Genomic DNA, 22,799 nt, shown 5'->3' with positions numbered 1-22,799 from the left:
AATGGTGTTGATGAGCGCTGGAAATATGACACCTTTGTGACTTTACTAAAAGTAGATGAAAGTCGCTAAAAAGTGTTTTATGGTTGAGTGGGGAAGTAATTATTTTAGGGCTAAATGCATTTCAACCAGTTACAGCAAATTAGCCCATCATCACCGGCAACTTTAGCTAGAGCAGTTGTCATACGGAGTAGCGGATGCCAGAAAAAAAAGTAGTTCAAACTAAGATTTACGTTTTAGATACCAATATCCTGCTTCACGAACCTCTTGCCTTTTTATCCTTCAAAGAACATGACGTAGTGGTTCCAATGACAGTGTTAGAAGAACTGGATTATATTAAGGACAGCAAGAAAGATGTGGCTCGCGATGCCCGAGTCTCGATTCGTGCAATGGAAGACCTCCTGCATGAAGCAACACCGGAAGATATGCTCGCGGGAGTGTCCATGCAAGGACTCGGTTCCGGACCAACGGCACCTACGGGGAGTCTGTCGATATTTGCCGACCATGGTCTGCCCATTGATGTGCAGGTATTTACCAGTAACGAAAATGACAACCGCATCATTAATGCATCCTTACATTTACAGAAAATTAAGCATCCCCGCCAAGTTGTGTTGGTCACCAAAGATATAAATATGCGACTTAAAGCCAAGGGCGCGGGACTGGCACATGTTGAGGATTATCGAACCGACCAACTGATCAGCGATATCAAATATTTATCCAAGGGATACCACACTTTCCCCGGTGAATTTTGGCAAAACGTCAATTCTGTTGATAGTCGTACTGAAGGCCGGGACACTATTCATGTGATTGATAAAAAGGTTCTGCCTGAGGCTTATATTAACGAATTTTTAATTGATGAAGAGCGGCAGTTTGCTGGCATAGTGGAGTCTATGACAGAGGACACTATAGATGTCTTAGACTTGGGCTTCGAGCGGCTCATGGGGCGCTCTGCTTGGGGGATCACGCCGAAGAATATTGGTCAAGGCATGGCGTTACATGCCCTGCTTGATCCCCATATTGATTTAGTTATTTTAACCGGTCCTGCCGGTAGCGGAAAAACCTTACTCGCACTGGCGGCTGCACTGGAAATGGTGATTGAAAAAAATATGTACGACAAAATCATCGTGACCCGAAGCACGCCAGAAATTGCAGAATCCATAGGATTTTTACCCGGTACCGAAGAGGAAAAGATGGCGCCATGGTTAGCAGCCATCACAGATTCATTGGAGGTGCTGCATAAGAATGATGAAAACGTCAAAGGCTCGATGAGTTACATCATGGAGAAAGCCAATATTCAGTTTAAGTCAGTCAACTTTATGCGTGGTCGCAGCATCCAGAATGCTATTGTTATTTTACAACCCCGAATTGCAAAAAAATTAAAGTTTTTATCCCTGTATTTTTATTGGCCTGTAGGGAAAGTAAAAAGAATTACCAAAAAAATTGATTTTCTTAACTACTCTAAGCAGCCTTACAATATCAAACCTTTACTAAATATTTGTAATTTACAAGAAGAGTACACCACAAAGTCTAGTAACGACTCAATTTGGGGAGTAGCAGCATAATGAAAAATTCAAATGAAAATAGAAATCCCCGCATACTAGATACTTCTGCTTTAGTACATGACCCCAAAAGCCTTCTTGCATATAAAGATGATATCTATATTTGTTTAACTGTTCTTGAAGAGCTAGATAATTTAAAAGAGCGAACTGACAAAAATGTTAGTCAAGATGCTCGTGCTGTTATTAGAATGCTAGAAGATATCATTAACGGTCATACATCTGAAGAAATGGAAAAAGGCATTGAATTGCCGTCAACTGAATCAGCTAAGCGTGGTAAATTATTTATTGGAATCGATACTCAAATAGATTTTGCAGATGAGTTGAAACATGCAATAGGTAGTGATGCAGACAATCGTATTATTAATTACGCGCTGCATATGCAGAAAGAGCTTAAGCAAAGTGTCACAATAGTTAGTCGTGATATTAATATGCGTCTTAAAGCTCGAACAATCGGAGTCGATGCAGAAGATGTTTTAGTTGATAACCAGATTTCTGATGTTGATTTATTGTACACAGGTGTCCAATCATTTGATGGTGATTTATTTGATCGCTTAAAGTCTGATAAGGACTTTAAATTATCTGGAGAAGTATATAAATTTCCTGCAAGTTTTTTTAATGACGAAGTGCAGGAGAATATGTATTGGTATGATGAAGCTGGACATGTTGGACTTGTTACCGAAGTGGCTGACGGAAGTGTTTATACTAAATTATTACCAAGACAACAGGGAAAAATTTGGGGGATTTTACCCAAAAACCCTCGACAATCTGTGGCTCTTAGTCAATTAACAGACCCATTCTATGATTTAAATATCATCCTTGGCCCTGCTGGTTCTGGTAAAACTTTTTTAGCGATTGCGGCTGGATTGCATCAAGTCTTGGAGTCAAAACAGTATAAAAAGATTGTTGTTGTAAGGAGTCGAGACTTTATGGACGATGACCCCGGATTTTTGCCGGGGGATTTAACTGAAAAGTCATTACCACTTTTAGCTGGTGTTACAGATGCATTGATCTCAATGCATTCAGGAGATGGTGATGATGAAAAGAGTACTCGCGCTACGGTTGAGCATATTATTGATAGAGCTAATATAGAATTTACATCTATGGCGTATTTTCGAGGACGCTCTATAGATGATGCCGTTTTAATTATTGATGAGGCACAAAATATGACTAGAGTGCAAATGAAGGGAATGCTTAGTCGTGGTGGCAAAAACTGTCGAACAATTGTATTGGGTAATTTAGCTCAAATTGATGATCGCTTTGTGACTCCAGCATCGAGCGGGGCTAGTGCTGCTGTGAATATATATAGAAACTATGAGAAAGGAAGTATCTTAATTTTTGACGAGGTTGAACGAAGTTCATTGGCTGAGTTTACTGAAAAGCATTTTTAGAAGACCTATGTGTAGATAAGCATGTTCAATAAGGCCTATTCTTTTATTTGAGTAGGCCTTATTTTTTTCAATCTAACCCACCACACGCCTCCACCGTAAACGTCCACCAATCCCACCTAGCGTTTAGCAAATTCCCATGGTAGCAATGGCTCGATGGTGTGGTCTGGCTGGCTTATTTGCTCTAGCAAGTACATCGTGTAGTCGAATGGCGTTATGCCATTGGCCTTGGCGGTTTCGATAATGCTGTAAAGGGTAGCGCTGGCCTTTGCACCTTTTGCAGTATTGCTAAATAACCAATTTTTCCTGCCAATCACGAACGGTTTTACCGCGCGTTCAGCGCGGTTATTATCGATGTTAAGATTGCCATCTTCAATGTAACGAGTCAGTTTAGGCCACTGATTCAAACTGTAGGTGATGGCTTTGCCTAATGCCGTTTTGGGCGGTATCTGATTGGCCGATTTGTCTAGCCGAGTTTTAAATTGCTCTAGCAGCGGTTCGGCTTGTTGTTGTCGGATAGCTTGTTTGTCGAGCGCTGTTTTGTCTTTGATTTGGGTTTCAATTCGGTAAAGCTTTTGAATATGGTTCAGTGCCCAATTCGCTTTACCGACCTTACCCTTTGGTTGAGCAACGTCTGGACTTCCCAGCTTTTACTAGACAGTCTGTTGTTCCAAAAAATACGCTTCTTCGAATTTAGCAGGTGATACACCGCCTGTATGCGAATGACGTTTTTTCGGATTGTAAAACATTTCTATAAAGTTAAATATCTCAGTTTTCGCTTCGTCTCTTGTTGAATATATCTTCTTTCTGATAACGCGTTTCTTAAACGTTGCAAAAAAGCTTTCAGCTACTGCATTATCATGGCAATTACCGCGACGACTCATTGAAGGTTTTAGGTTGTGCTCTTTCATAAAAGCAAGGTAATCGCTACTGCCGTATTGGCTTCCCTGATCACTGTGCACCAACACGGACTCTTTAGGTCGTCGTTGATAAACGGCCATCAATAAAGCGCCAATAACAAGATGCTTATCCATGTTTTTGTCCATCGACCAACCCACGACGCGACGAGAGAACAGATCAATAACGGTTGCTAAGTACAAGAATCCTTCGTAGGTTCGAACATAGGTGATGTCGCTTACCCATGCTGTGTTGGGCTTAATCGGCGCGAAATCGCGTTCTAACACGTTATCAGCAATCCGTGACGGCTTACTGCCTTTGATGTATTTGCGCTTGTAACCGATCTGCGCCTTAAGATTGTTCAGCCGCATAATTTTAGCGACACGATGAACGCTGCAAAGCTCACCAGCTTCACGAAGGTCACGATGTATCCATGGACTACCGTATGTTCCACCACTGGCAACATAGAACTCTTTAATTCGCTTAAGCAAGCGATTATCTTCGATAGCCCTAATACTCAACGGTTGCTTCAGCCACGCATAAAACCCGCTACGATTGAGCTTCAATACACGGCACATGGCTAACACGGAGAACTGTTGTTGGTGGTCAAGGATAAAGGCGTACTTCACTCTGGCTGGCTTGCAAAGTACCTTGCGGCCTTTTTTAATATGTCCCGTTCCTCCGTAACCCGTTTCAACTCAGCCTCTAATTTGGCTATTCGAACCGAATCATCTGACGATGGCCGAGGTGTTTTATTACCTGTTAACTGGCTGCGCCAGTTATATAACGATTTAGTTGTAATCCCCAGCCGCTCAGCGACCTCCTGAACAGAATAACCACGATCAGTAACTTGTTTGACCGCTTCGATTTTAAACTCTTGGGTATACCGTTTGCCTTTGCTCATAAACACCTCTAGTTGAAGTTACATTGTAACTGTTAAAAGTGTCTAGCAAAATCTGGGAAGTCCATAGCGACAACACTGTTCAAATTCATCGAGGGTCAAAATTTTAAAATAATAATCATGGTAAAGTTCAAGGATTAAAGGATAAGCAACATCAACCTTGTACGCATTGATATCTTTAAATACCTCCAATAATTTTGGCTCAGTTTCCAATTCCCTAACAATCGCAATATAAAATTTAGCATGTAGGTGAACGTCAGCAACTACTTCACTAATGTTGGACTCTAATGAAGACGCATATTTTTTAAAACCTTCATATACATCGCCAACTCTTGGCGGTTTTCCCGTTTTTACGGTTAAGTAATCACGCATAAATTGGTTAAACAGCCAACTATATTCACCGTGCCCAAATGCACTTTCCATCGGGTACCAATGGTCATTGTAAAGTTGGTTTTGCTGCTTAGGCTCTAAGCCCATTAGTACATAATTTCGAATCAGGTCGGCTTGGCTTAAATCTAAACCAGTAGAGTTTAGGCTTTCAAAAATAAGCTGCGGGTTGTCTTTTTCTCTGTCGAGTGCAATGTCAACAATGATCAACTTTTGTAAGCCAAGATATATTTGGTTTAATTGCTTTTCACTCGCACTTTGTAATTTCCGTTCAAACAACAGGTAATTTTGGATCACTCTTACCGCAGAGTCTTCATCTTGCATTATCTTACCATCGACGATATTGCGCAGTGCTTCATCATCAGCCTTTGTTAGAATAAGCTTATAGAACAAATCACCGTCTTCCGCATCGTTGCACAAATAATACATTTTTAACTTTTTAGCGTTAGTACCATCAACAACGTTTGCGATACCATTATCAGCTCTTTTCAGTATTTCCCGTGTTAATGCCGCAATTAACAACGTAGCGGATGTTAAACGCTGTTGCCCATCAATAACTAATAATTGCGGTACGTCACTATGGCTGTACAACCCACGCTCTACATATACTACCGAGCCAATAAAATGAGCTTCTAAGTCCGTAGATCCCGCTCGTTCAATATCTTTGAACAACTGCTCACACTGATTATGTGTCCAACTATATTGACCACCCAAACACTATTTAAGCTAAATCGTTATTAAACACAAAAAACATGAGAATAGTTTCTCCATTATCGTAATGGCCTCCCTATCCATTTCTTACAAATAGAATAGCCAGAGTAGATGAAAATTTGTTTTGGTAAATACTTGAGACAATTAAATAGTGTTATCAAGTATCGATTAATTCTAATAGCTAGCGGTTAACTTTCTGCATTATGTACTTAAAACGATATCAAATCTGCCAGACAGCTAATTCCCTCATTATATAATAATCACATTGTAATTTAACTAATCGACACTTGATTGTGAGTTTTATCTATTTCTCGTTTGCCGAGTTAGTAGCAGCAGGAAGCGACTTTTAATGGGGTACACAGTAAATTGCAAAGGTGAGCGATTTGTAGACAGCGCAAAGGATATTGTCCAATTACATTCAAAAGCCTCACACCATGAAACTCACAGGCAGTTCGTGCGGAAACACTGTGAAATAAACTTCGAATAGAGGTTGCACATTGTGTCAAAAAACAAAAAGAGGTCGTTAAAGTCATCAATTCATTTAGTGCACTTAGACGACGAGCACCAATTGTAAATAAGATTATATCAGAATTAGGACTATAAAAGTTATCTGCATATAGGCTTATTTAATTTCTCAAGATAGTCGAGAACACATCAATTTCCCTTCCATGATAAAAAATTACTCTGGATTTCTTGACTAATAAAGTTACTGAACTATTATGAGTTTGTCCATGGGTAATAATATTGGGCAGGTAAATCATTCTCAATCTGTTTTTGATTTTTAAAAGGAATTAATATGAAACAAGTAATATTTCTATTTTTTATTTTTGCGTCCTCGAACGTTTATGCATCAATTAATGCAGAAATTTCAATTTGCAATACTTGCACTTCAACTAATCAATTTGAATCCAGAGCTCTTCATAATGGCGAAGGAGAATATCTAATTGTGAATTTAGAAGCAGGCACAGCTAAGCGTTATAGAGTTGTTGATGAACGTTTCGAATCACTTGCAATTATCTTACCTTTGCCTACAGGCTTTGAAGAAGACCTTCTCACAATCATACAATTAAAACAAGCGTTTGACGTTCATGAAGCAAACAGTAACTCATCAACATATTCAGCAGATGGACTATCAGCAAAACCAGATTTATTACGAAGCCTCTCAAATGGTTGCGGAACAGGCGAACCCTGGTCGCCTGGAAACGTAGCCATTCCAGATTTCCCCTTTGCTACCGCTTGTAATAACCATGACATTTGCTACGCCGGTAACTCCCCAAAGTCCCTTTGCGATGCACAATTCTACTATGACATGAATACAGATATTGAATACATCTTAGATCATATGGGACTAACAGAGTATGGTCAGATTGTTGCGGAAATAGTATTTCAAGCTCAGAGGGATATCTATTATTACGCAGTAATTAACAGTCAAGAGTCTGTCGATGCATATTGCCAAAGTACACTTAACACATCGGATCCACTTTGCAATACTCCAGACCCAGTGCCGCCAGCTTTGATTTTTGACCGCTTACAACTAGAAAATAGGTCGCTAACCAATAGCAGATATAACTCTACCGGTACTATTACGGCCACTTGTGAATTGTGGAGTTTCCCTAATGGATGGGGAGGCGTCTACTTCCTTCAAAGAAATTGCACATTCAGGTATATACCTTAATGTCAGGTTTCATTTTTTTAGTAGTAAGCTACTTTACCTATGCGACTGTAGCTTACTATGCGGGTAAGAAAAGCAAGAAAGCGATTTTATATGCTGGCTTTCTCTTGCCCGTATTTACAGTATTGCTTTTGCAAGTTGTATATCGAAATAACCCTGATCCATTACCGATATCTATTGCATATTTTACGCATAGTTTACCAGCAATTATTTTGATGTGCTTTTGCTATTTTGTGGGCTCTTTGAGAAGGAGGTAGCTATAATCAAAAATCAAACATATATCCGAACTATTCGATACGGCATGATTTTGTAGTTCAGGCCGTTATCCTCAGACTATTTTTCACATTTAAAAGGCATGAACATGAAACAGGTTATATTCATATGTTTTGTATTTGTATCGACGAACGTTTACGCAACGGTTAGTGCAGAAATTTCATTTTGCAATACTTGCACGTCGACTGCTCAATTCGAATCTAGAGCACTGTATAGTGGCGAGGGAGAACACCTAATTATAAACTTAGAAGAAGGTATAGCTAAGCATTTTCGAGTTAAGTATGAACAATCCGAATTGCTAGCAGTCAGCCTGTCGTTGCCTGTTGGTTTTGAGGAAGACCTTCTCAAAATCATAGAGATAAAACAAGCGTTTGATCAACGTCAGGGCGATGATATTCCGCCACAAAAATCAAACCAATTATAACTACATCAGGGCAGCAATATCATTATTCAGAGGTCACAGACGCAACACAATAATGATTTTTCCCGCCCTGTGAATACTCATTCTCAAGTAGAATTTCATTCCTACCAATGCGCCCATTTTTCGAAATAAAGACATTCTAGCCCTATCTTAAGCAACAGATTTGGCATCAATTCTATCCTGAATAGTTTTCGCAGTATTTCCCATACTGCGTCCCCTAATGATTTGTTTCGTACAGTAGAGCTGCACCCAGCCTGGTGTAGTATTCAAATAATGATGGAAAGTAGAGTTGAGTACTTAAAACCATTTTTACAAATAAAGTTAGATCTTTTGGAAATATAGTTGGAAAACGATAGTTATTTTAATGTAGTTAGTAAGCGCATTTTTATAAATAAAATTGGAAAATTAGGTTTTGGATCTATCGCCATAAAGCTAATCATTACTCCCGTACAGCTAGGTGCTTTGACTATCATCGGTAAGCAACACATCTATCATTCGTATACCTTGAGAAATTCAATGAAAGAAATAAATGATTTACAAAAATTATCAATATGAACGGCTTCGTCAATCTTTTCTTTTAAATCAATAACTTACGACAACTAATGCTTCCATTCCCTTTTTTTTTGGTTAATATATAAACACTTCAATTAGTGAGAATTTACATTATGGTAAGCGATGCGGTGACAAATTTAATTGAACTACCCACACCTGTAATGGTCAACTCTTCTTGGACACTTTATTAGGCACTTTTCATTAATTTCATCTCATATTCAACTGGTGAGATGTTTCCCAGTTTATGGTGTCGTCGTTTCTGGTTATAAAATGGTTCGATATAATCAATAATATCCGCTTGGGCCTGGTGACGAGTTTGATACCTTCGGTAGTTAACTCTTTCAGACTTTAAACTTCTAAAGAAACGTTCCGTAACGGCGTTATCTAGACAATTTCCTGCTCGACTCATGCTTGCCTGGATTCCAAATTCACTCAAACACTTCTGGAACGAATCACTGGTGTATTGAGCCCCCTGATCCGAGTGGAATATGACTCCTGTCATAGGCTCTCTTTTATTAACTGCTAAACGTATAGCGCGGGTTGTTAACTCAGTATTGGGTTTATCTGAGAATGCCCAGCTAATAATCTTTCTCGAGCATAAATCTACTATTACTGCTAAATATAACCATCCTTGGCCTGTTCGGATATACGTGATGTCACCTGACCAATGGGTGTTAAGTTGTTCAGGGTTAAACTGCCTATTTAAATAATTAGGGGCAATGATAGACGCCTTTCCTGCATAGGGATAACGATGTAACCGAGGCCGTTTCGCTATCAATTTAAATTTGCGCATCAATCGTCGTACTTTATAACGACCCACTTTATACCCCTGATGATTAAGTTCTATCATCATTCTTCGGCTGCCGTAAGTGGCGTCCATTTCATTGTGAATATGCTTCACCGCTGCCTCTAAGTGAATATCGCCAGCCTTAATTCGCTTTGGTTTAGCATGAAAATAAAACGAGCTACGGGGTACATTTAAACATCGACAAATATGCTGAACATTAAACCCTGCCTTCTTCAACTCTAGCGCGACTTGCCGCCTTTGTTCATTTCTATTGCGAAGAAGGCCGAAGCTTTTTTTAACAGGTTATTATCACTTTCTAATTGTTTAACTTGCTTCTCTAACGCTTGAATTCGTTTTTGTTCATCAGTGATGGCAGACGCTTTAGGCGTAATGCCTACTTGTTCTTCGCGATACTGTCGTACCCATTTTTGTAAGGTGGAATATCCAACTTCCATTGCATCGGCAGCTTGCCTAACTGGATAACCTTGAACAGTGATCAACTCAATACATTCTAATTTAAATTCGGCTGTGTACTTCTTCATTCTTACCTCATTGGTTTTTGATATCATACCTCCAACAAAGTGTTTTGAATAATTAGACCATTACAGTTTTAGCTCTTCAACAATTACGATGCTTGTCGAGATTCGCATTTGCTGGCCTTACCATCATCCCTAGCGCCATCACCGCTTACGGCTAGCAGTTTCGGTATCACCTTCACAGGTTACACCTACGGTTTCCCGTGGCTACATTGTCCTCAGCGCTTTGCACCTAGACGTTACCGTCAACGCACAGCTAAATAGGGAACTACTGGTGAGACAGTAGCTTTAACATCCAATCCTTTGGATTAAACAATCACAGGAGCAACATCGTGTCGCACCACAAAATTAGTTACAGTCTCTTAAGTTCCGGTTTAATAAAATTCATTCTTTACGCTTCGTGCTTGAAACTAATTCAATAATTTCTCCTGTAGATTCGTCCACTCTTATTTCCCTCTGTTGTCCTGAGTGAACTAATTGATTTTGTAAATCTGCATTTATTAGTTTTAGCTTGTCTATCTCCGCATACATTTCTTGCAGTAATACCAGCAGCTTCTCTATTTTTTTGTCATAAACTTTTGGATCAATTTCATTTTTATGTTTTTCGTTTGCCAGTTTACTTTTGAGATTAGATACGTTGGCTTTAAGCTGTTTGATTAACTCATCTTTGGTAGTTTCTTCCTTTTTTCCCTCCCAATTTAATTGAGCATCTTCAATTTCTACTCGTAAGTTTACCCATTTTTCTTCTATTTTCGATAGGTTTGCAATATTCCTTTTTGCTCTCGTAGCAACAGCGTTTTTGGTTATTTTGCTACCATCTGACTTCATTTCATCAAAGGCTCGTTTAATATCGTCGTAAGCGCTACTCATGCGCGTGCCCCTTTGTTATTCTTATATTGTGAAGCGCTATCAAGTACATAATCGGCGGCTGCTATGTTGTTTTTCCAGTGAATAGCAAATAGCTCGTACTCTTCCTGCTCTTCTTTGGTCGATGCAGCATATATCTCTAGTTTCTTAGTCGCCTCTTTTTTTATTATTTGCCAATTCATCTTATGGCGTCTGCTGATAATTTTGCTGCCGCAATATACACAGCCACTAGGAATACCAGCTCCTTTTATTTTGCAGGCTTCTCCAGCCGTACAGTAACCCGTAGGTAAGCCGCGAATGTTTTGAATGTTCTTCACAAGGAATTTTTTCAGCTCTTCAATCGAACTAAAATGGATCTGCTTGATCACTGTCGAATCTTTGCTTTGGCTATCAGTTATTCCTATTATGAGATCTTTAGATGTTTTATTAATTTGCTCACCAGCACCACCCTTTAGCGATTGTGACTCGGCTTCATCAATTAACTCTTCCGCGATACGTTCAATTAAAATATCACTAAATTCTTCTGTAGTTTTAATTAAAGTGCTGGAAGCCAAAAATGCTCTTCGCGTATATACAAATGTCATTAGGCTAGTTAAATGCTTAAATTGATATCTAATATCATCAAGCTCACCTAATTTATTTGATATGACAAAGTACGCTAATGTATGTCGGAACATGTGAGCTGTTAGTCTTAGTATATCTCCTTCTTCGTAAGGGATTCCTCTATTTTCACCTCTGACTGCTTTGTAGTTCGACTCAAGACGCTCAAGTTCTGCTATATCTTCGCTATCTAGTGTTAAGTCAAATAGCTCAGCGTATTCGTTACTTTTGATTTCAAAATCAGTAAATCTTCCAGAATTGCTAAAACTAACACTACAGCTACTGTGTGAAACACCAAAGAGACGATTTTTCTTCAATCCTTCTTCCAAATTGTGTGCTTGGCTGTTTTTAATGTTGGCTCTGCATGAGGAAAGAACAGTTTGTGCGCGTTCTTGCATGCCAGTCACATATTTCTCATATAATTCAATAGACTCAAATACCTCAGCGTTAGAAAACCACTCCATCTCTACCTTACTGTTGTCCGTCTTGGTCATTGTGGCCGTTAGGTAGTAAATATCATCTTTATAATTGGCACATCCAACTTTACACGTAAGAACTTCGTTATATCTCATACCTGTATAGGCTAGGATGTTGATAAAGGTAGCTAATTTTAAATCTTCCAAGTCTTCAGATAATTGAATAAATTCTTTTTCATGGGGTAAGTTTTTAACGTGCTTTGCGATTAATTCGCACGTATCATTTTTTGGAGGTGGTTCAATCAAGCCCTCATTTAAACTCTCAATTAAACGCGCATTTAATTCGAGCCATCGGTCGATCTTTTCTTTCGATTTTTCAACTATTTTAGTTGTAAATTTCAGAATTCTTTTCATCTGCTTAGTAGGAATGACAGGATGTGAGTAGGTTACAGGTCTAGGATGATGTAACTCGTCTAGTTGGCTAAGAACATCACAAAAAATACTGCATACTTTAGGACCAAAAAGTCGAAAGCTTCGCTGTGGAGCAAATAGCTTCGTAAATGAGTGGGTCTGTCTATATATAGCTATCTTGCCGACTTCGTATAAATAGTCTTTTATCAGGTTTCTGATAACTAGATCAGATTTAAATTCCAACTCATGAAATGAATTATATCCTCTCTTTCTGATGAAACCCGCAATCGAATTTAAATACTGCATATTCCGGTCCATCGGGATCACCTTTTCTGGCTATTCGGGATCACTGATTCTGATTTCATCGGGATCATCTATTCCGGTTTCATCGGGATCACTTTTGGGATGTCACCAGAATGATGACTTCTACCTAATAGAATCTTAATTGACGCGTTGATATTCAACATATTTGCTAGCCTAGTTCCTTTTTGTCTGGAGCAGTCATGGCTACAAAGAGGTTTACAATGCGTAATATCAGAGAAATCCTACGACTTCATTTTGAAGCCCAGCTCAGTCTACGAAAAATCAGTATCTGCACGAAAGCCAGTATTGGTGGTGTGCAAAAGTTGCTTGCTAAAGTTAAGCACTGCGAACTTACTTGGCCGTTACCCGATGATATGGATGACGTTGCGCTGGCAAGATTGTTGTATCCACAATCAGACCCTAGGCCGTCCCGCCACTATCAGTTGCCTGCTTGGACTGAAGTGCATCAAGAACTCAAGGGCAAAGGCGTGACCAAGCACCTGCTGTGGGAGGAATATACCCAGCAGTATCCTAATCGCAGCTATAGCTACTCGCAATATTGCCATCATTATGAGGTATGGCGTGCTAAACAGCGCCGTTCCATGCGCCAAATCCATAAAGCGGGCGAAACTCTGTTTGTCGATTATGCTGGGCAGACGGTGCCAATTGTCAGCGGTAGCTCTGGTGAAGTACGCACCGCACAGATATTCGTTGCGGTGATGGGCGCAACCAACTATACCTTCGCTGAAGCGACCTATAGTCAGAGTTTGCCCGACTGGCTGAATAGTCATGCCAGAGCCTTTAACTTCTTAGGCGGTGTGCCACAAATGGTGGTGCCAGATAACTTAAAAAGCGGAGTAACTAAAGCCTGTCGTTACGACCCTGATGTGAATCCGGCGTATCAACAACTGGCCGCTCACTATGGGGTGGCTATTGTGCCTGCCAGGCCGTATAAACCTAAAGATAAAGCCAAGGCTGAAGTGGGTGTGCAAATCATTGAGCGCTGGATATTGGCACGCTTACGTCATCACACCTTCTTCTCATTGGCCGAGCTAAACACCTGCATCAAAGCCTTACTGGTTGAGGTGAACAACAAGCCCTTTAAACAGTTCAAGGGCAGTCGCCGAACTTGGTTCGAGTCCATTGATAAACCGGTGCTCTTGCCGCTGCCTAAACACACCTACCAGTACACCGATATCAAGCAGGTCAAAGTCAATATTGATTACCACGTCCAGTATGATGAGCACTTGTACTCGGTGCCCCATCATCTGGTCGGCGAGCGCATTGAGCTATATGCCAAGGCCAATGTGATTGAATTACTGTTCCACAACAACCTCGTTGCTAGTCACGCTAGACAGTATCGCGCAGGCATGAGTACCACACCCAGTCACATGCCGACCCAACATGAAAAACATCATCAATGGTCCAAAGGCAGACTCATGAATTGGGCCAAAGATATCGGTGGCGAGGTGCTTGCTTGGGTCAAAACTCAGCTCAACAGCAAACAGCATGAGCAACAGGCTTATCGTGTGTGTTTAGGTCTACTGAGCCTGTCTCGCCAATATCCACCACAGCGCATCGACAAGGCCTGCGCCATTGCCAACCAACACAGTCTTTATCGACTCAAGCACATCAAAGATATCCTTAGTAGCAACCAAGACAAACTGCATCCTGATACACCGGAACAGCCCTCACTGCTACCCCAATCCCACGAGAATATCCGTGGCCCACAAAGCTTCCACTAATCAAGGAGACATCATGATAAATAATACTCTCACCCAACTACGCCAGCTCAAACTCACCGGCATGGCAAAAGCTCTGACGATGCAAACTGAACAACCTGGCAACTACGATGCTTTAAGCTTCGATGAGCGACTCCAACTGATGACCGACTGCGAACAACATGAGCGGGAGCAGCGTAAACAACAGCGATTGCTCAAAGCCGCCAAATTGAAAATCAACGCCACTGCACGGGATATAGATTACAGCCAGCCAAGGGGACTAAAGCAAGCTATGATGGCCTCTCTGTTGCAATGTGACTGGGTAAACAAGCACCAGAACCTGCTACTCACCGGTCCTTGCGGCAGCGGTAAGACTTATCTGGCCTGTGCTTTAGCGCACACCGCTTGCACCAAAGGTTACAGCGCGAAATACTACCGACTCTCTCGATTAATGCTAGAACTGACCCAAGCAAAAGCTGATGGCACCTACAGCAAGGCGCTACAGCATCTGGCCCGCATGAACATGCTCATTCTGGATGACTGGGGGCTGGAACCACTTAAAGCCGCACACCGGAACGATCTGATGGAAATCATGGATGATAGAAACGGCAGCTCATCGACTGTGATCATCAGTCAGTTACCGACCGATCAGTGGTATCAGTCTATTGGCGATAATACGTTGGCAGACGCGATTCTAGACAGGCTCATGCACAACGCTCACCGGATCAATTTAAAAGGGGAGTCGATGAGAAAAATACAATCTGAGTTGACCCATCGGGATCACTTAGGGTAAAACACAGACTCGTCCAATGCGTCAAAGATTAGTGATCCCGATGAAACCGGAATGACTGATCCTTATCACCAGAATATGCAAATACGTTGCATCATTTTGGAGTGTAGATATTTTAAGTGGTTTACCGCCTACTACATCACCGTGTGTGAGCTTAAGTAGTGAATAAATACGAATTTGATACGTTAGTTCATCTTCACCGCTAAAATTGAGATTTCTTTGTGCTTCTTCATAACTATGCCAAGTGTTATCACCAAAATGAACTGTGCCATGCTTGGCAATATTTAATGCTGTGTTTTCCCACAAAGGGATATTAATGAACGCGCTAGGGTCATTAACTTTAAGATCTTCCAATACTTGAGCTAAAGGTTTTATAGTGATGTACCCTTTATGTGTATTAACTACAGCATGGTCTAATAGTATTGTTTTAGTTATCTCTGTTGTCATAGCAAACCTGTGTCTTTCCAATGAGGATGTAGACCCTCAGTTCTCAATAGCTCTTTTCCATCAATGACTGCCTGTACATTTAGCTTGGAAATATCATTTAGTACTTTATTTACTCGACTTTTTAATTGCTCGATGTTTTCTAATTGCTCAGTAATAGTGTCGAATGTTGCGGCAGAGTTTTCCATATCAGCAACAACAAAATCCCGATATGACAATAGCTTCCATACATGCAGTGCGTCAGCAACACAGCGATAAAACGGACACCATAGACATGCGTTAAAATCTGCACATGCTTGCTCGTCTGCTCCTCGCTGGTCTAATAATTTTCTGTTTTGCGATTCGAATGCTTTTACTGCTGATTCATCTTTAGAATTGATGCATACGCCATTAGGGACTTTTTTACCGTCGTCTGGTGGAGTCAGCAAAATAATTACATTGTCGGTAACATCGCGAACAAAATAGTCGGACATTGTTTTTGTCGCTCTATTGATTGTTTTTGCTACGTCTTTGCTGTCTTGCATTAAATAATGACGCAAGAATGTTTCATAAGAGTGTTTGCCTGCTTTTTGATACCACTTGAATTCTTTAGAGACCTTCCGATATATATAGTTAAGACCTGTTTTTCTGACCTTTTGTGAATTAAACGCAATATCACAACCAAGATTAGTTAAAATTCTATCTATAGCTGTCTTGAAACGGTTAGCCGTTAAAACTAGTACGTCTGTCGCTCCTATATTGTTAGTTTCGGGGTAAACAAAGATTCTCTTGGATAAATTGTCGCTAGAAGGGGGGTAAGGGGTTGTCAGTTTGATTGCTGATTTTATATCAAAAACAACAGGTGCAACTTTGTCTCCAACTAAGATACCTTCGTTTTCTAAGCCTTCAGCTTTTATCTCAAATTTATACCATTGAGTTTGATAATTAGATCTGCGTTTAAATAAGCGAATAGCAGGTGTTTTGCTACCGTGTAACGGCGTGTCTAAGAAAAACAAGTCGTTCGTATCAAGTTCTAGTGTAGGAGTTAGGTTCCAGCCTGTTTTCAACAAAATTTTTGCCGCATAAAGTACGACTTTATCTTTAATGGCCAGTAATGTGTTTGAGAGTCCTATTTCAATGAAGTAGGCTAATTGGACGACTTCCCGGTACGAGTAGAGCTTATCTTGATTCTGTGAAAGTTGATTCTGATGTTGTGATCTTAATTCTGTGCTCACAGGAAAGCTGTTAATTGTATCTAAACCATAAAAACTCAGTAATTTATCAATAGCACTCTGGTATTGCTTTGCTACGACTATCGATAGAGTATCTTGTTTTGATTTTAGTTGAATAGACTCTCTAACAACCTTCAAAATTTCAAAATTATTTTCTACGAAAGCGTCGATACCATTACTTGCAATTCGTTTTATTTGTCTGTCTGTTAGTGATGGCGCGGTTTCTTTTAATGCGGAAGCCATATAACCTATATAGCATTTGAGTGTGATAATTCCTATCCTTTCTCCATCAACCCGCTTTGTAAAGACGTCATGGAGTTCAACTAAGTTTTGATAAAATTTATTGGCATTATCATACACCCATTTGTGTTTTTGCCATTGGGTCGTATCACTCTCTTTTAAGTAATAGCCCATTGAGTAAGGTAATAAACTATCCTTAACAATTTTTTCGTCAGTTATGAAATGATAAAGATTTAACGCTGCGTTTAGTGCCGGTATAAATTGTCGATTATTTTGAGTACATTCCTCTTGGTAAAGTTTATAAAGGAATTTAAATCCTCGATGGCCATTTTTTACTAGCCCTGAAATGCCGTACTCACTGAGTAACTCGACTATTGGGTAAGCAACATTACCAGTACTATGTAACCATCTTGGAAAAGATAATGTCTTAGATCTAACTCCAGCTTTATTGGCTTCTGGAGTGTTTGCAAACTGGTTTTTTAAAAAAGCATCCATTTCTTCGCCAAATTTGGGGGATATGCTATATGCATATTCAATAACTTCGACTTCTGTTCTAAATTGATTGACTCTAGCTTTACCCCATATATCGGGTAATAAAAACTTTAAAAAAGTGCGGAAATTGTGATTGCTTATAAATGATGATACGAATGCTTTATCTTGTAATGTTGCTATCAAAGGTAGTTTGGCGCGTTCAGCTTCTTTAAAGCTATCGTGCTGAAAAAGGGTTAGAATAGCCGAAGATGTTTTTAGAATGTTGTCTCTAATTGTAGAGTCTTTAATATTTAACTCAGGTATTACAAGATAATCTAGATATCCTTGAAGTAATGCTCGAACCTCTTTAAGTTGATGAAATTTAAGTTCGTGCAATTTGATAATATCAATTGAAATAGATTCATTGGCTAGCCGAAATGGGGCGTTGATTTTGTTGTCTTCAAGATGAAATTGAGCTAGATTCTCTAGAGCTTCTTCTATACGCGTAGCCCAAGTAGGTAACTTGACATTGTCTATTTGATTAACACAGTAGTATTCTAATTCTTGCCAAATTTCAAAGTCTAATAGAGCATTTAATCCCGAAGTTTTAATTGTTGTCGCTGTATCAGCACTCACTTTATTTAGTGCGAGTGGAAGAATGTGCTGTAAACTGACACAAGCATTCCGCAAGCGACTCATTGAAATTGCAGTGTCGTCATCTGTGCAAATGTTGTTTGCTTTGTCATACGCTCTATTAAATAGCTCTTCCAACTGTTCGGCTAGAACAGTTGAGTAAGGAATGAACCTAGCTGGAATGCGATTGGATTTACGCTTTTTAATTTGCTGTAGCATTTTCAGCCTCACGCACTAAAAGAGCATCAACATCACCGTATATGTCTTGTACCCATTCTGACATTGCTCCGTATGCATCGACTCCAACATTTTTGGCAAAATCGATGTAACGCTTGGTCGTTTTGAAACTCTCATGACTCATCAACGTCATTAATATCTGCCGAATTGAACTTTCCGACTCTCCTTTTTCTATTAAATATTTGGCAACGTAAGTTGCGAAAGTAGCTCGTAAATCATGAAATGTGCGCGATAGTATTTCCAATCCCAGCTCTCTTTGCTCTTTTCTGACAATGGATATAGTATTTCCCGGTGTTTCTTCATTTATCCGTTCTCCTGAGCTATTCATAAACAAAGGGAGCTGATGTTCGCTATTGTTCATACCGTACGTAGTTTCGTGTTTGGTACGCTGCTTCTTGTTCATTGGCAGCAGAGTGTGAAGATATAAAAGCTTCATTAATACTCTAGCTATTGTCAGTCTTACAGGTTTATGCCCCTTGCGAACAATGTTTAATTTCGGGATGCGTTTTTTGTTTTCTATTTTGTCTGGATCAAAAATATCACACTGGTCAATTGCGGAGACTTCAAAGGAACGTAATCCACCCAACAGCGCACACTGTAAGTAGATTTTGTAAGGACTCTTTTGTGCAGTAACCGTCTGTAATAGTTGTTTAAGTTCTTGCGGTGAGTATGGTTGAAGCTCTTTGTCAGACGAATCTTCTTTTTGTTTTATGGTTTTAGGAATGCTCAGGTTACTGACCCATTCCCATAAACCACCTGAACGTGTTGTGCTAGTTGGCAACAGAAACAACGAGCTTTCACTAGGCTTAGTTTTGGACTTTATACGTACTTGCTCATATTCAAGCGAAAAGGGAAGGCTATCAATAGCGCCTCGCTTATGACTCCAAATATAAAATGTTTTTACCGCTCTTATTCGTTCTTGAGCCGTGTTGTAACTTAGCCGTTTGGCCTTATCATTAGTAGCTACTCGATCACATAAGTATTTGTGATAACGCCAAACAGGCAGTTGTGAAATATTATCGTCTACAGATTGTCGAGAGAGGGGAGCCGCTATGACTTCGAAGTAAGAAGCCTCATCTTTGGCTAACCAGTCTAAAAAGGCTTTTAAATGCTTAGCTATACTACGAACAGTTTTTACGTTTAACTGTTTTCCAGGTTGACTTGCATAGTAAGCATCACTGAAAGCTTCGCTCTCTTTTATGTTCTTTTTGAGGCTGAAGTGACCTTCGAATCGGTGCATTAAGAACAAGTTCATTTCTTGGCATTCGGTAATACGATCTGGGTGATAAAGTAGAGAGAAATTAGGCTCTACTTTATTATGACGATATGAATGGGTTCTGATGCCCTCTTCCGTTTCAATAGGTTGCCCTGATTCATTTAGGTGAAAAGACATTCCTTTTCCCAAATTGACCGCTGTTTTTATTATTGTCGATTTTGCTTTTATTCGTACTACCATATTAATCCACCTCTAAGAATACCTTATGTGTAAAAACTTTTTTAATCAAGTTTCTTTGGGGTATGATAGTATGGTATCACTTCGAGGGTGATTTTAGATGAGTCGCAGAATCTCACTGCTTCCCAACTGAAGACAATAATCACCCGATGTGGCGAGGGGACTAAATTGATCTGTGGGGGTAATTTAGCCCAAATTGACAGTAACTACTTGTCAGCTGTAACCTCTGGTTTAACTTACTTGGTGGAAAAGTTTAAAAACTTTTCAGGCAGTGCAACTATGAATTTAGATGGTGTGGTGCGCAGTCGTTTAGCAGAATTTGCCGAAAAACAGTTATAGCGGGGGAAGCTTGCTCGTTGCTTTGCCTAGGGCACCAGTATATAGGTGTAACTACCATTAGCGATGTGACGAGCAGTTTCATCAGAAACCCTACCGATACTGACTTTCGCTGGACCGGTTGGTTCGATCAAAACATGATCAGTACCGGCGATTGTTAAAATGTGTTCATCGATGCGATGGCTAAGGTTAACTGCGAGCAAGGCATGTCCGGGTAAATAGACTATCGCCATACTCAACTCAGGAAGCAGAGAACGCATCAATGCGGCTGTGAGAGTGGCCTTGCTATCACAATCTCCCCGATTATTTATCAGCACTTCCACGGGGGTAAAAAAGCCCGCGCCATTTGAACTTATGCGGTTTTCCAAAGCGTCATAGGGAATGCTCTGAATCCAACTCAATAACAAATTAACATAGTCACGAGTATCACTGCCGGGATTTAGCTTATCGTATATAGCTTGGGCGACAGGTAGCATAAGACTATGGCTTTCCTTAACATAGCGTAAGTGATCCGGCACTACCCCTGTTTGACCAGAGTAATCGGTAAATGTGGAATAGTGATTATCAGTCAGATATTGCTGAAAAGCGCTATTTTGTTTGTCGCTCATTAGTTGCCGCCACTTGGCAAGCATCTCGTTTGAACGACTGGAAACTTTAAACTCTAATCTGCTGCCCCGTTGGATAACATTTACCCGGGCTTCGCGAGGATTAATTTGCTGTGCTTGCTTCATTAATTCAACATAAACATAACGTTGTGCGATGTCTGGCTTGTAATTAGTCTGGTTGGAATAAAGCGCATGAGTCATGTCTTTGTCTAGAGAAAAGGTGATCTCGTGAGTTTGATTGAATTGATCCAACCAAAGGTAACTCATAGCAATACTATTGCCTTGCACATTTTTCACGAACTTCAATTGTTCAGCAAATATCGATGGGCTCGATAACACGAGTGCAAAAAATATTAATACAGGGCGCAAAGTACTTACCTAAAGTGACTAAAAGCTATCAAATTAGATTGTATATTAGCCACTTTTGGTCGCGATGTTAAACCTTTGTTAATCTGTCTTGGGAGAGAAGAACAATTGTTCGACTTTTAATCAGCTTGAAACCCCTGATAATTCCGTTGTTTGCTCGAGCTGGTACCAGTTCAGGGAATCTCGCAAGGTGACAACACTGCCGATGATTATCAGTGAGGGCGGCTTAATCTGCGCTTCTTCAGCTATGTTCTGTATGGTCTCTAGCGTGCCTGTCACCACCCGCTGAGTGCTTAAGGTGGCGGATTCAACCATCGCAATGGGCGTATCTTTTGACATGCCGTGTGCTATCAGGTTGTGACATATTATCGGCAAGCCGGTCAGGCCCATGTAAAACACCACGGTTTGGCTTTTTTGCACAAGCGCAGGCCAATCAAGATCTATGGTATTGTCTTTTAGGTGTCCGGTGGCAAACACCACTGACTGTGCGTGATCTCTATGGGTTAGCGGAATGCCCGCATAACTGGCGGCTCCGGTAGCGGCTGTGATGCCCGGCACTACTTGGAAACGAATATTGTGTTTAACTAAAGTTGCTAATTCTTCACCACCACGGCCAAATATGAAGGGGTCTCCTCCCTTGAGCCTAACCACTCGGTTTCCTTTCAAGGCTTCTTGAGCGAGCAGTTCGTTAATCTCTTGTTGCGGCAGAGTATGTTTACTTTTCGCCTTGCCCACATATATCTTTTCAGCGTCTCGACGGACCAATTCCAATATCTCTTTAGAGACAAGACGGTCGTATACAACCACATCTGCTTTTTGCATCAAGCGTAGCGCTTTAAAGGTAAGAAGATCTGGATCGCCAGGTCCTGCTCCTACAAGATAAACCTCTCCTTGGGCTTGGCTATTTCCATGGGCGTGCAAGGTTTGGACAAACATTTCCTCGGCTTGCTGGTGGTTACCATTTAGGACCTGTTCGGCGATGGGGCCGTCCATAACTTCTTCCCAAAAATATCGGCGTTCAACCACGGATTTCAGCTTCAGCTTGACGGTTTCACGAAATTTTTCTGAAAAGGAGCCTAAACGAGAAATATTCTGCGGGATCCAGGATTCAAGTTTCTGCCTCAAATATCGCAATAAAACTGGCGCAACCCCGCCGCTACTTATGGCGATAACAATTGGAGAGCGGTCAATGATCGTTGGGGTAATAAACTGACACAAAGGGGTGTTATCGACTACGTTGACCAGTATTTTTTTGGCGCTGGCCATCTGATGAATTGATACATTTAAGGCGCTATCATCGGTGGCAACAAATATCAGGTCTTTATGCTCAATATCGGTCTGCTCAAAGGGGCGATTGAGCAGATTGATACGCCCTTCATCGGCAAATCTCTGCACGGTGTTACAAACCCAAGGCGCTACAACGGTAATGGTTGCTGAGGTTTTTAGCAGTAACTCAATTTTGCGGGCGGCCACTTCCCCTGCACCGACGACGAGGCACTCTAGCTTCTGAGTATCAATAAAGATTGGGAAATAACGCATCGTCATACCTTTGTTTAGGACAATTCCTAAGGGACCATATTGGCTGAATTTTGCCGTATTTTAAATATAAATTAAAAG

At 40.5% G+C, this 22,799-nt stretch carries 18 protein-coding genes and 2 pseudogenes; 8 read left to right on the top strand and 12 right to left on the bottom strand.

The features are described from left to right. Positions 1–194: 194 nt before the first annotated feature. Positions 195–1,559 carry a PhoH family protein gene (locus QR722_RS16760; RefSeq protein ID WP_286284095.1) on the top strand — a complete coding sequence of 455 codons (1,365 nt, stop codon included), beginning with the start codon at positions 195–197 and terminating at the stop codon, positions 1,557–1,559. After that, on the top strand, positions 1,559–2,944 hold the full coding sequence (locus tag QR722_RS16755) for a PhoH family protein (protein ID WP_286284094.1): 1,386 nt from the start codon (positions 1,559–1,561) through the stop codon (positions 2,942–2,944). The genes QR722_RS16760 and QR722_RS16755 overlap by 1 nt, the downstream gene beginning before the upstream one ends. A gap of 116 nt (positions 2,945–3,060) precedes the next feature. Here the strand turns inward: QR722_RS16755 and QR722_RS16750 are convergent. The 3 genes and pseudogenes from QR722_RS16750 to QR722_RS16740 all read right to left on the bottom strand — a co-directional run. Further along, positions 3,061–3,549 (bottom strand): annotated as a pseudogene (locus QR722_RS16750) (IS66 family transposase); the annotation flags it as partial. Between the two features lie 45 nt (positions 3,550–3,594). Then, positions 3,595–4,742 (bottom strand): IS3 family transposase gene (locus QR722_RS16745; RefSeq protein WP_286284093.1). Its coding sequence is split into 2 segments (ribosomal slippage): positions 3,595–4,505 and positions 4,505–4,742, totalling 1,149 coding nucleotides; the frame shifts between segments, so codons are not numbered across the junction. 42 nt (positions 4,743–4,784) lie between these two features. Beyond that, positions 4,785–5,840, bottom strand: coding sequence for a DUF262 domain-containing protein (locus QR722_RS16740; protein WP_286284092.1), 1,056 nt, complete (start codon positions 5,838–5,840; stop codon positions 4,785–4,787). 793 nt (positions 5,841–6,633) lie between these two features. On the opposite strand from QR722_RS16740, the gene QR722_RS16735 reads away from it, so the two are divergent. The 3 genes from QR722_RS16735 (at position 6,634) to QR722_RS16725 (ending at position 8,758) form a co-directional block, all read left to right on the top strand. Further along, a complete protein-coding gene (locus tag QR722_RS16735) occupies positions 6,634–7,512 on the top strand; it encodes a hypothetical protein (protein ID WP_286284090.1) in 879 nt (292 codons plus the stop codon). Between the two features lie 358 nt (positions 7,513–7,870). Beyond that, entirely contained in the window at positions 7,871–8,206 is a 336-nt protein-coding gene (locus QR722_RS16730) for a hypothetical protein (protein ID WP_286284088.1), read from the top strand. A gap of 339 nt (positions 8,207–8,545) precedes the next feature. Continuing rightward, a complete protein-coding gene (locus tag QR722_RS16725) occupies positions 8,546–8,758 on the top strand; it encodes a hypothetical protein (protein WP_286284087.1) in 213 nt (70 codons plus the stop codon). 184 nt (positions 8,759–8,942) lie between these two features. Here QR722_RS16725 and QR722_RS16720 read toward each other — a convergent pair whose 3' ends face one another. The 4 genes from QR722_RS16720 to QR722_RS16705 all read right to left on the bottom strand — a co-directional run bounded on the left by QR722_RS16720 (position 8,943) and on the right by QR722_RS16705 (position 12,678). Beyond that, positions 8,943–9,779 carry an IS3 family transposase gene (locus tag QR722_RS16720; RefSeq protein WP_286284085.1) on the bottom strand — a complete coding sequence of 279 codons (837 nt, stop codon included), beginning with the start codon at positions 9,777–9,779 and terminating at the stop codon, positions 8,943–8,945. A 2-nt stretch (positions 9,780–9,781) separates the two neighbouring features. Beyond that, positions 9,782–10,084, bottom strand: a complete 303-nt coding sequence (locus tag QR722_RS16715; RefSeq protein ID WP_008845171.1) for an IS3 family transposase — start codon at positions 10,082–10,084, stop codon at positions 9,782–9,784. Positions 10,085–10,462: 378 nt separating this feature from the next. Further along, positions 10,463–10,948, bottom strand: a complete 486-nt coding sequence (locus QR722_RS16710; protein WP_286284082.1) for a hypothetical protein — start codon at positions 10,946–10,948, stop codon at positions 10,463–10,465. Continuing rightward, positions 10,945–12,678 carry a site-specific integrase gene (locus tag QR722_RS16705; protein ID WP_286284081.1) on the bottom strand — a complete coding sequence of 578 codons (1,734 nt, stop codon included), beginning with the start codon at positions 12,676–12,678 and terminating at the stop codon, positions 10,945–10,947. The genes QR722_RS16710 and QR722_RS16705 overlap by 4 nt, the downstream gene beginning before the upstream one ends. 197 nt (positions 12,679–12,875) lie before the next feature. On the opposite strand from QR722_RS16705, the gene istA reads away from it, so the two are divergent. Next, positions 12,876–14,420 (top strand): IS21 family transposase, encoded by a 1,545-nt coding sequence (gene istA, locus QR722_RS16700; RefSeq protein WP_286282697.1) that lies wholly within the window; start codon positions 12,876–12,878, stop codon positions 14,418–14,420. 10 nt (positions 14,421–14,430) lie between these two features. Continuing rightward, positions 14,431–15,189 (top strand): IS21-like element helper ATPase IstB, encoded by a 759-nt coding sequence (istB, locus tag QR722_RS16695; protein WP_286287614.1) that lies wholly within the window; start codon positions 14,431–14,433, stop codon positions 15,187–15,189. 21 nt (positions 15,190–15,210) lie between these two features. Here istB and QR722_RS16690 read toward each other — a convergent pair whose 3' ends face one another. Genes QR722_RS16690 through QR722_RS16680 form a run of 3 tightly spaced genes read right to left on the bottom strand, consistent with a single transcriptional unit; the run spans position 15,211 to position 19,878 of the window. Beyond that, the gene (locus QR722_RS16690; protein WP_286284079.1) at positions 15,211–15,633 is read right to left on the bottom strand and encodes a hypothetical protein; all 423 of its coding nucleotides are present in this window, start codon (positions 15,631–15,633) and stop codon (positions 15,211–15,213) included. Continuing rightward, entirely contained in the window at positions 15,630–18,404 is a 2,775-nt protein-coding gene (locus QR722_RS16685; protein WP_286284078.1) for a hypothetical protein, read from the bottom strand. Before QR722_RS16685 ends, QR722_RS16690 begins: the two co-directional genes overlap by 4 nt. Further along, a complete protein-coding gene (locus QR722_RS16680; RefSeq protein ID WP_286284076.1) occupies positions 18,388–19,878 on the bottom strand; it encodes a tyrosine-type recombinase/integrase in 1,491 nt (496 codons plus the stop codon). Before QR722_RS16680 ends, QR722_RS16685 begins: the two co-directional genes overlap by 17 nt. An 87-nt stretch (positions 19,879–19,965) precedes the next feature. Here QR722_RS16680 and QR722_RS16675 point away from each other — a divergent pair. Next, positions 19,966–20,214 (top strand): annotated as a pseudogene (locus QR722_RS16675) (PhoH family protein); the annotation flags it as partial. Positions 20,215–20,240: 26 nt separating this feature from the next. On the opposite strand, the gene QR722_RS16670 reads toward QR722_RS16675, so the two are convergent. Both QR722_RS16670 and cysG read right to left on the bottom strand, forming a co-directional pair. Further along, positions 20,241–21,185, bottom strand: a complete 945-nt coding sequence (locus QR722_RS16670) for a transglutaminase-like domain-containing protein (protein WP_286284073.1) — start codon at positions 21,183–21,185, stop codon at positions 20,241–20,243. 120 nt (positions 21,186–21,305) lie between these two features. Then, entirely contained in the window at positions 21,306–22,721 is a 1,416-nt protein-coding gene (cysG, locus tag QR722_RS16665) for a siroheme synthase CysG (RefSeq protein WP_286284072.1), read from the bottom strand. Positions 22,722–22,799 lie beyond the last annotated feature (78 nt).

The organism is Aliiglaciecola sp. LCG003 (genome assembly GCF_030316135.1).
Classification (GTDB): Bacteria; Pseudomonadota; Gammaproteobacteria; order Enterobacterales; family Alteromonadaceae; genus Aliiglaciecola.
Note: the sequence above shows the minus strand (reverse complement) of the source record. Positions and strands in the feature narration are given on the sequence as shown.

Excerpts from the sequence above, each read along its gene's own strand:
- QR722_RS16760 (WP_286284095.1), top strand. The coding sequence starts at position 195 with ATGCCAGAAAAAAAAGTAGTTCAAACTAAGATTTACGTTTTAGATACC.
- QR722_RS16755 (WP_286284094.1), top strand. The coding sequence starts at position 1,559 with ATGAAAAATTCAAATGAAAATAGAAATCCCCGCATACTAGATACTTCT.
- QR722_RS16735 (WP_286284090.1), top strand. The coding sequence starts at position 6,634 with ATGAAACAAGTAATATTTCTATTTTTTATTTTTGCGTCCTCGAACGTT.
- QR722_RS16730 (WP_286284088.1), top strand. The coding sequence starts at position 7,871 with ATGAAACAGGTTATATTCATATGTTTTGTATTTGTATCGACGAACGTT.
- QR722_RS16715 (WP_008845171.1), bottom strand. The coding sequence starts at position 10,084 with ATGAAGAAGTACACAGCCGAATTTAAATTAGAATGTATTGAGTTGATC.
- QR722_RS16710 (WP_286284082.1), bottom strand. The coding sequence starts at position 10,948 with ATGAGTAGCGCTTACGACGATATTAAACGAGCCTTTGATGAAATGAAG.
- QR722_RS16705 (WP_286284081.1), bottom strand. The coding sequence starts at position 12,678 with ATGCAGTATTTAAATTCGATTGCGGGTTTCATCAGAAAGAGAGGATAT.
- istA (WP_286282697.1), top strand. The coding sequence starts at position 12,876 with ATGGCTACAAAGAGGTTTACAATGCGTAATATCAGAGAAATCCTACGA.
- QR722_RS16690 (WP_286284079.1), bottom strand. The coding sequence starts at position 15,633 with ATGACAACAGAGATAACTAAAACAATACTATTAGACCATGCTGTAGTT.
- QR722_RS16685 (WP_286284078.1), bottom strand. The coding sequence starts at position 18,404 with ATGCTACAGCAAATTAAAAAGCGTAAATCCAATCGCATTCCAGCTAGG.
- QR722_RS16680 (WP_286284076.1), bottom strand. The coding sequence starts at position 19,878 with ATGGTAGTACGAATAAAAGCAAAATCGACAATAATAAAAACAGCGGTC.
- cysG (WP_286284072.1), bottom strand. The coding sequence starts at position 22,721 with ATGCGTTATTTCCCAATCTTTATTGATACTCAGAAGCTAGAGTGCCTC.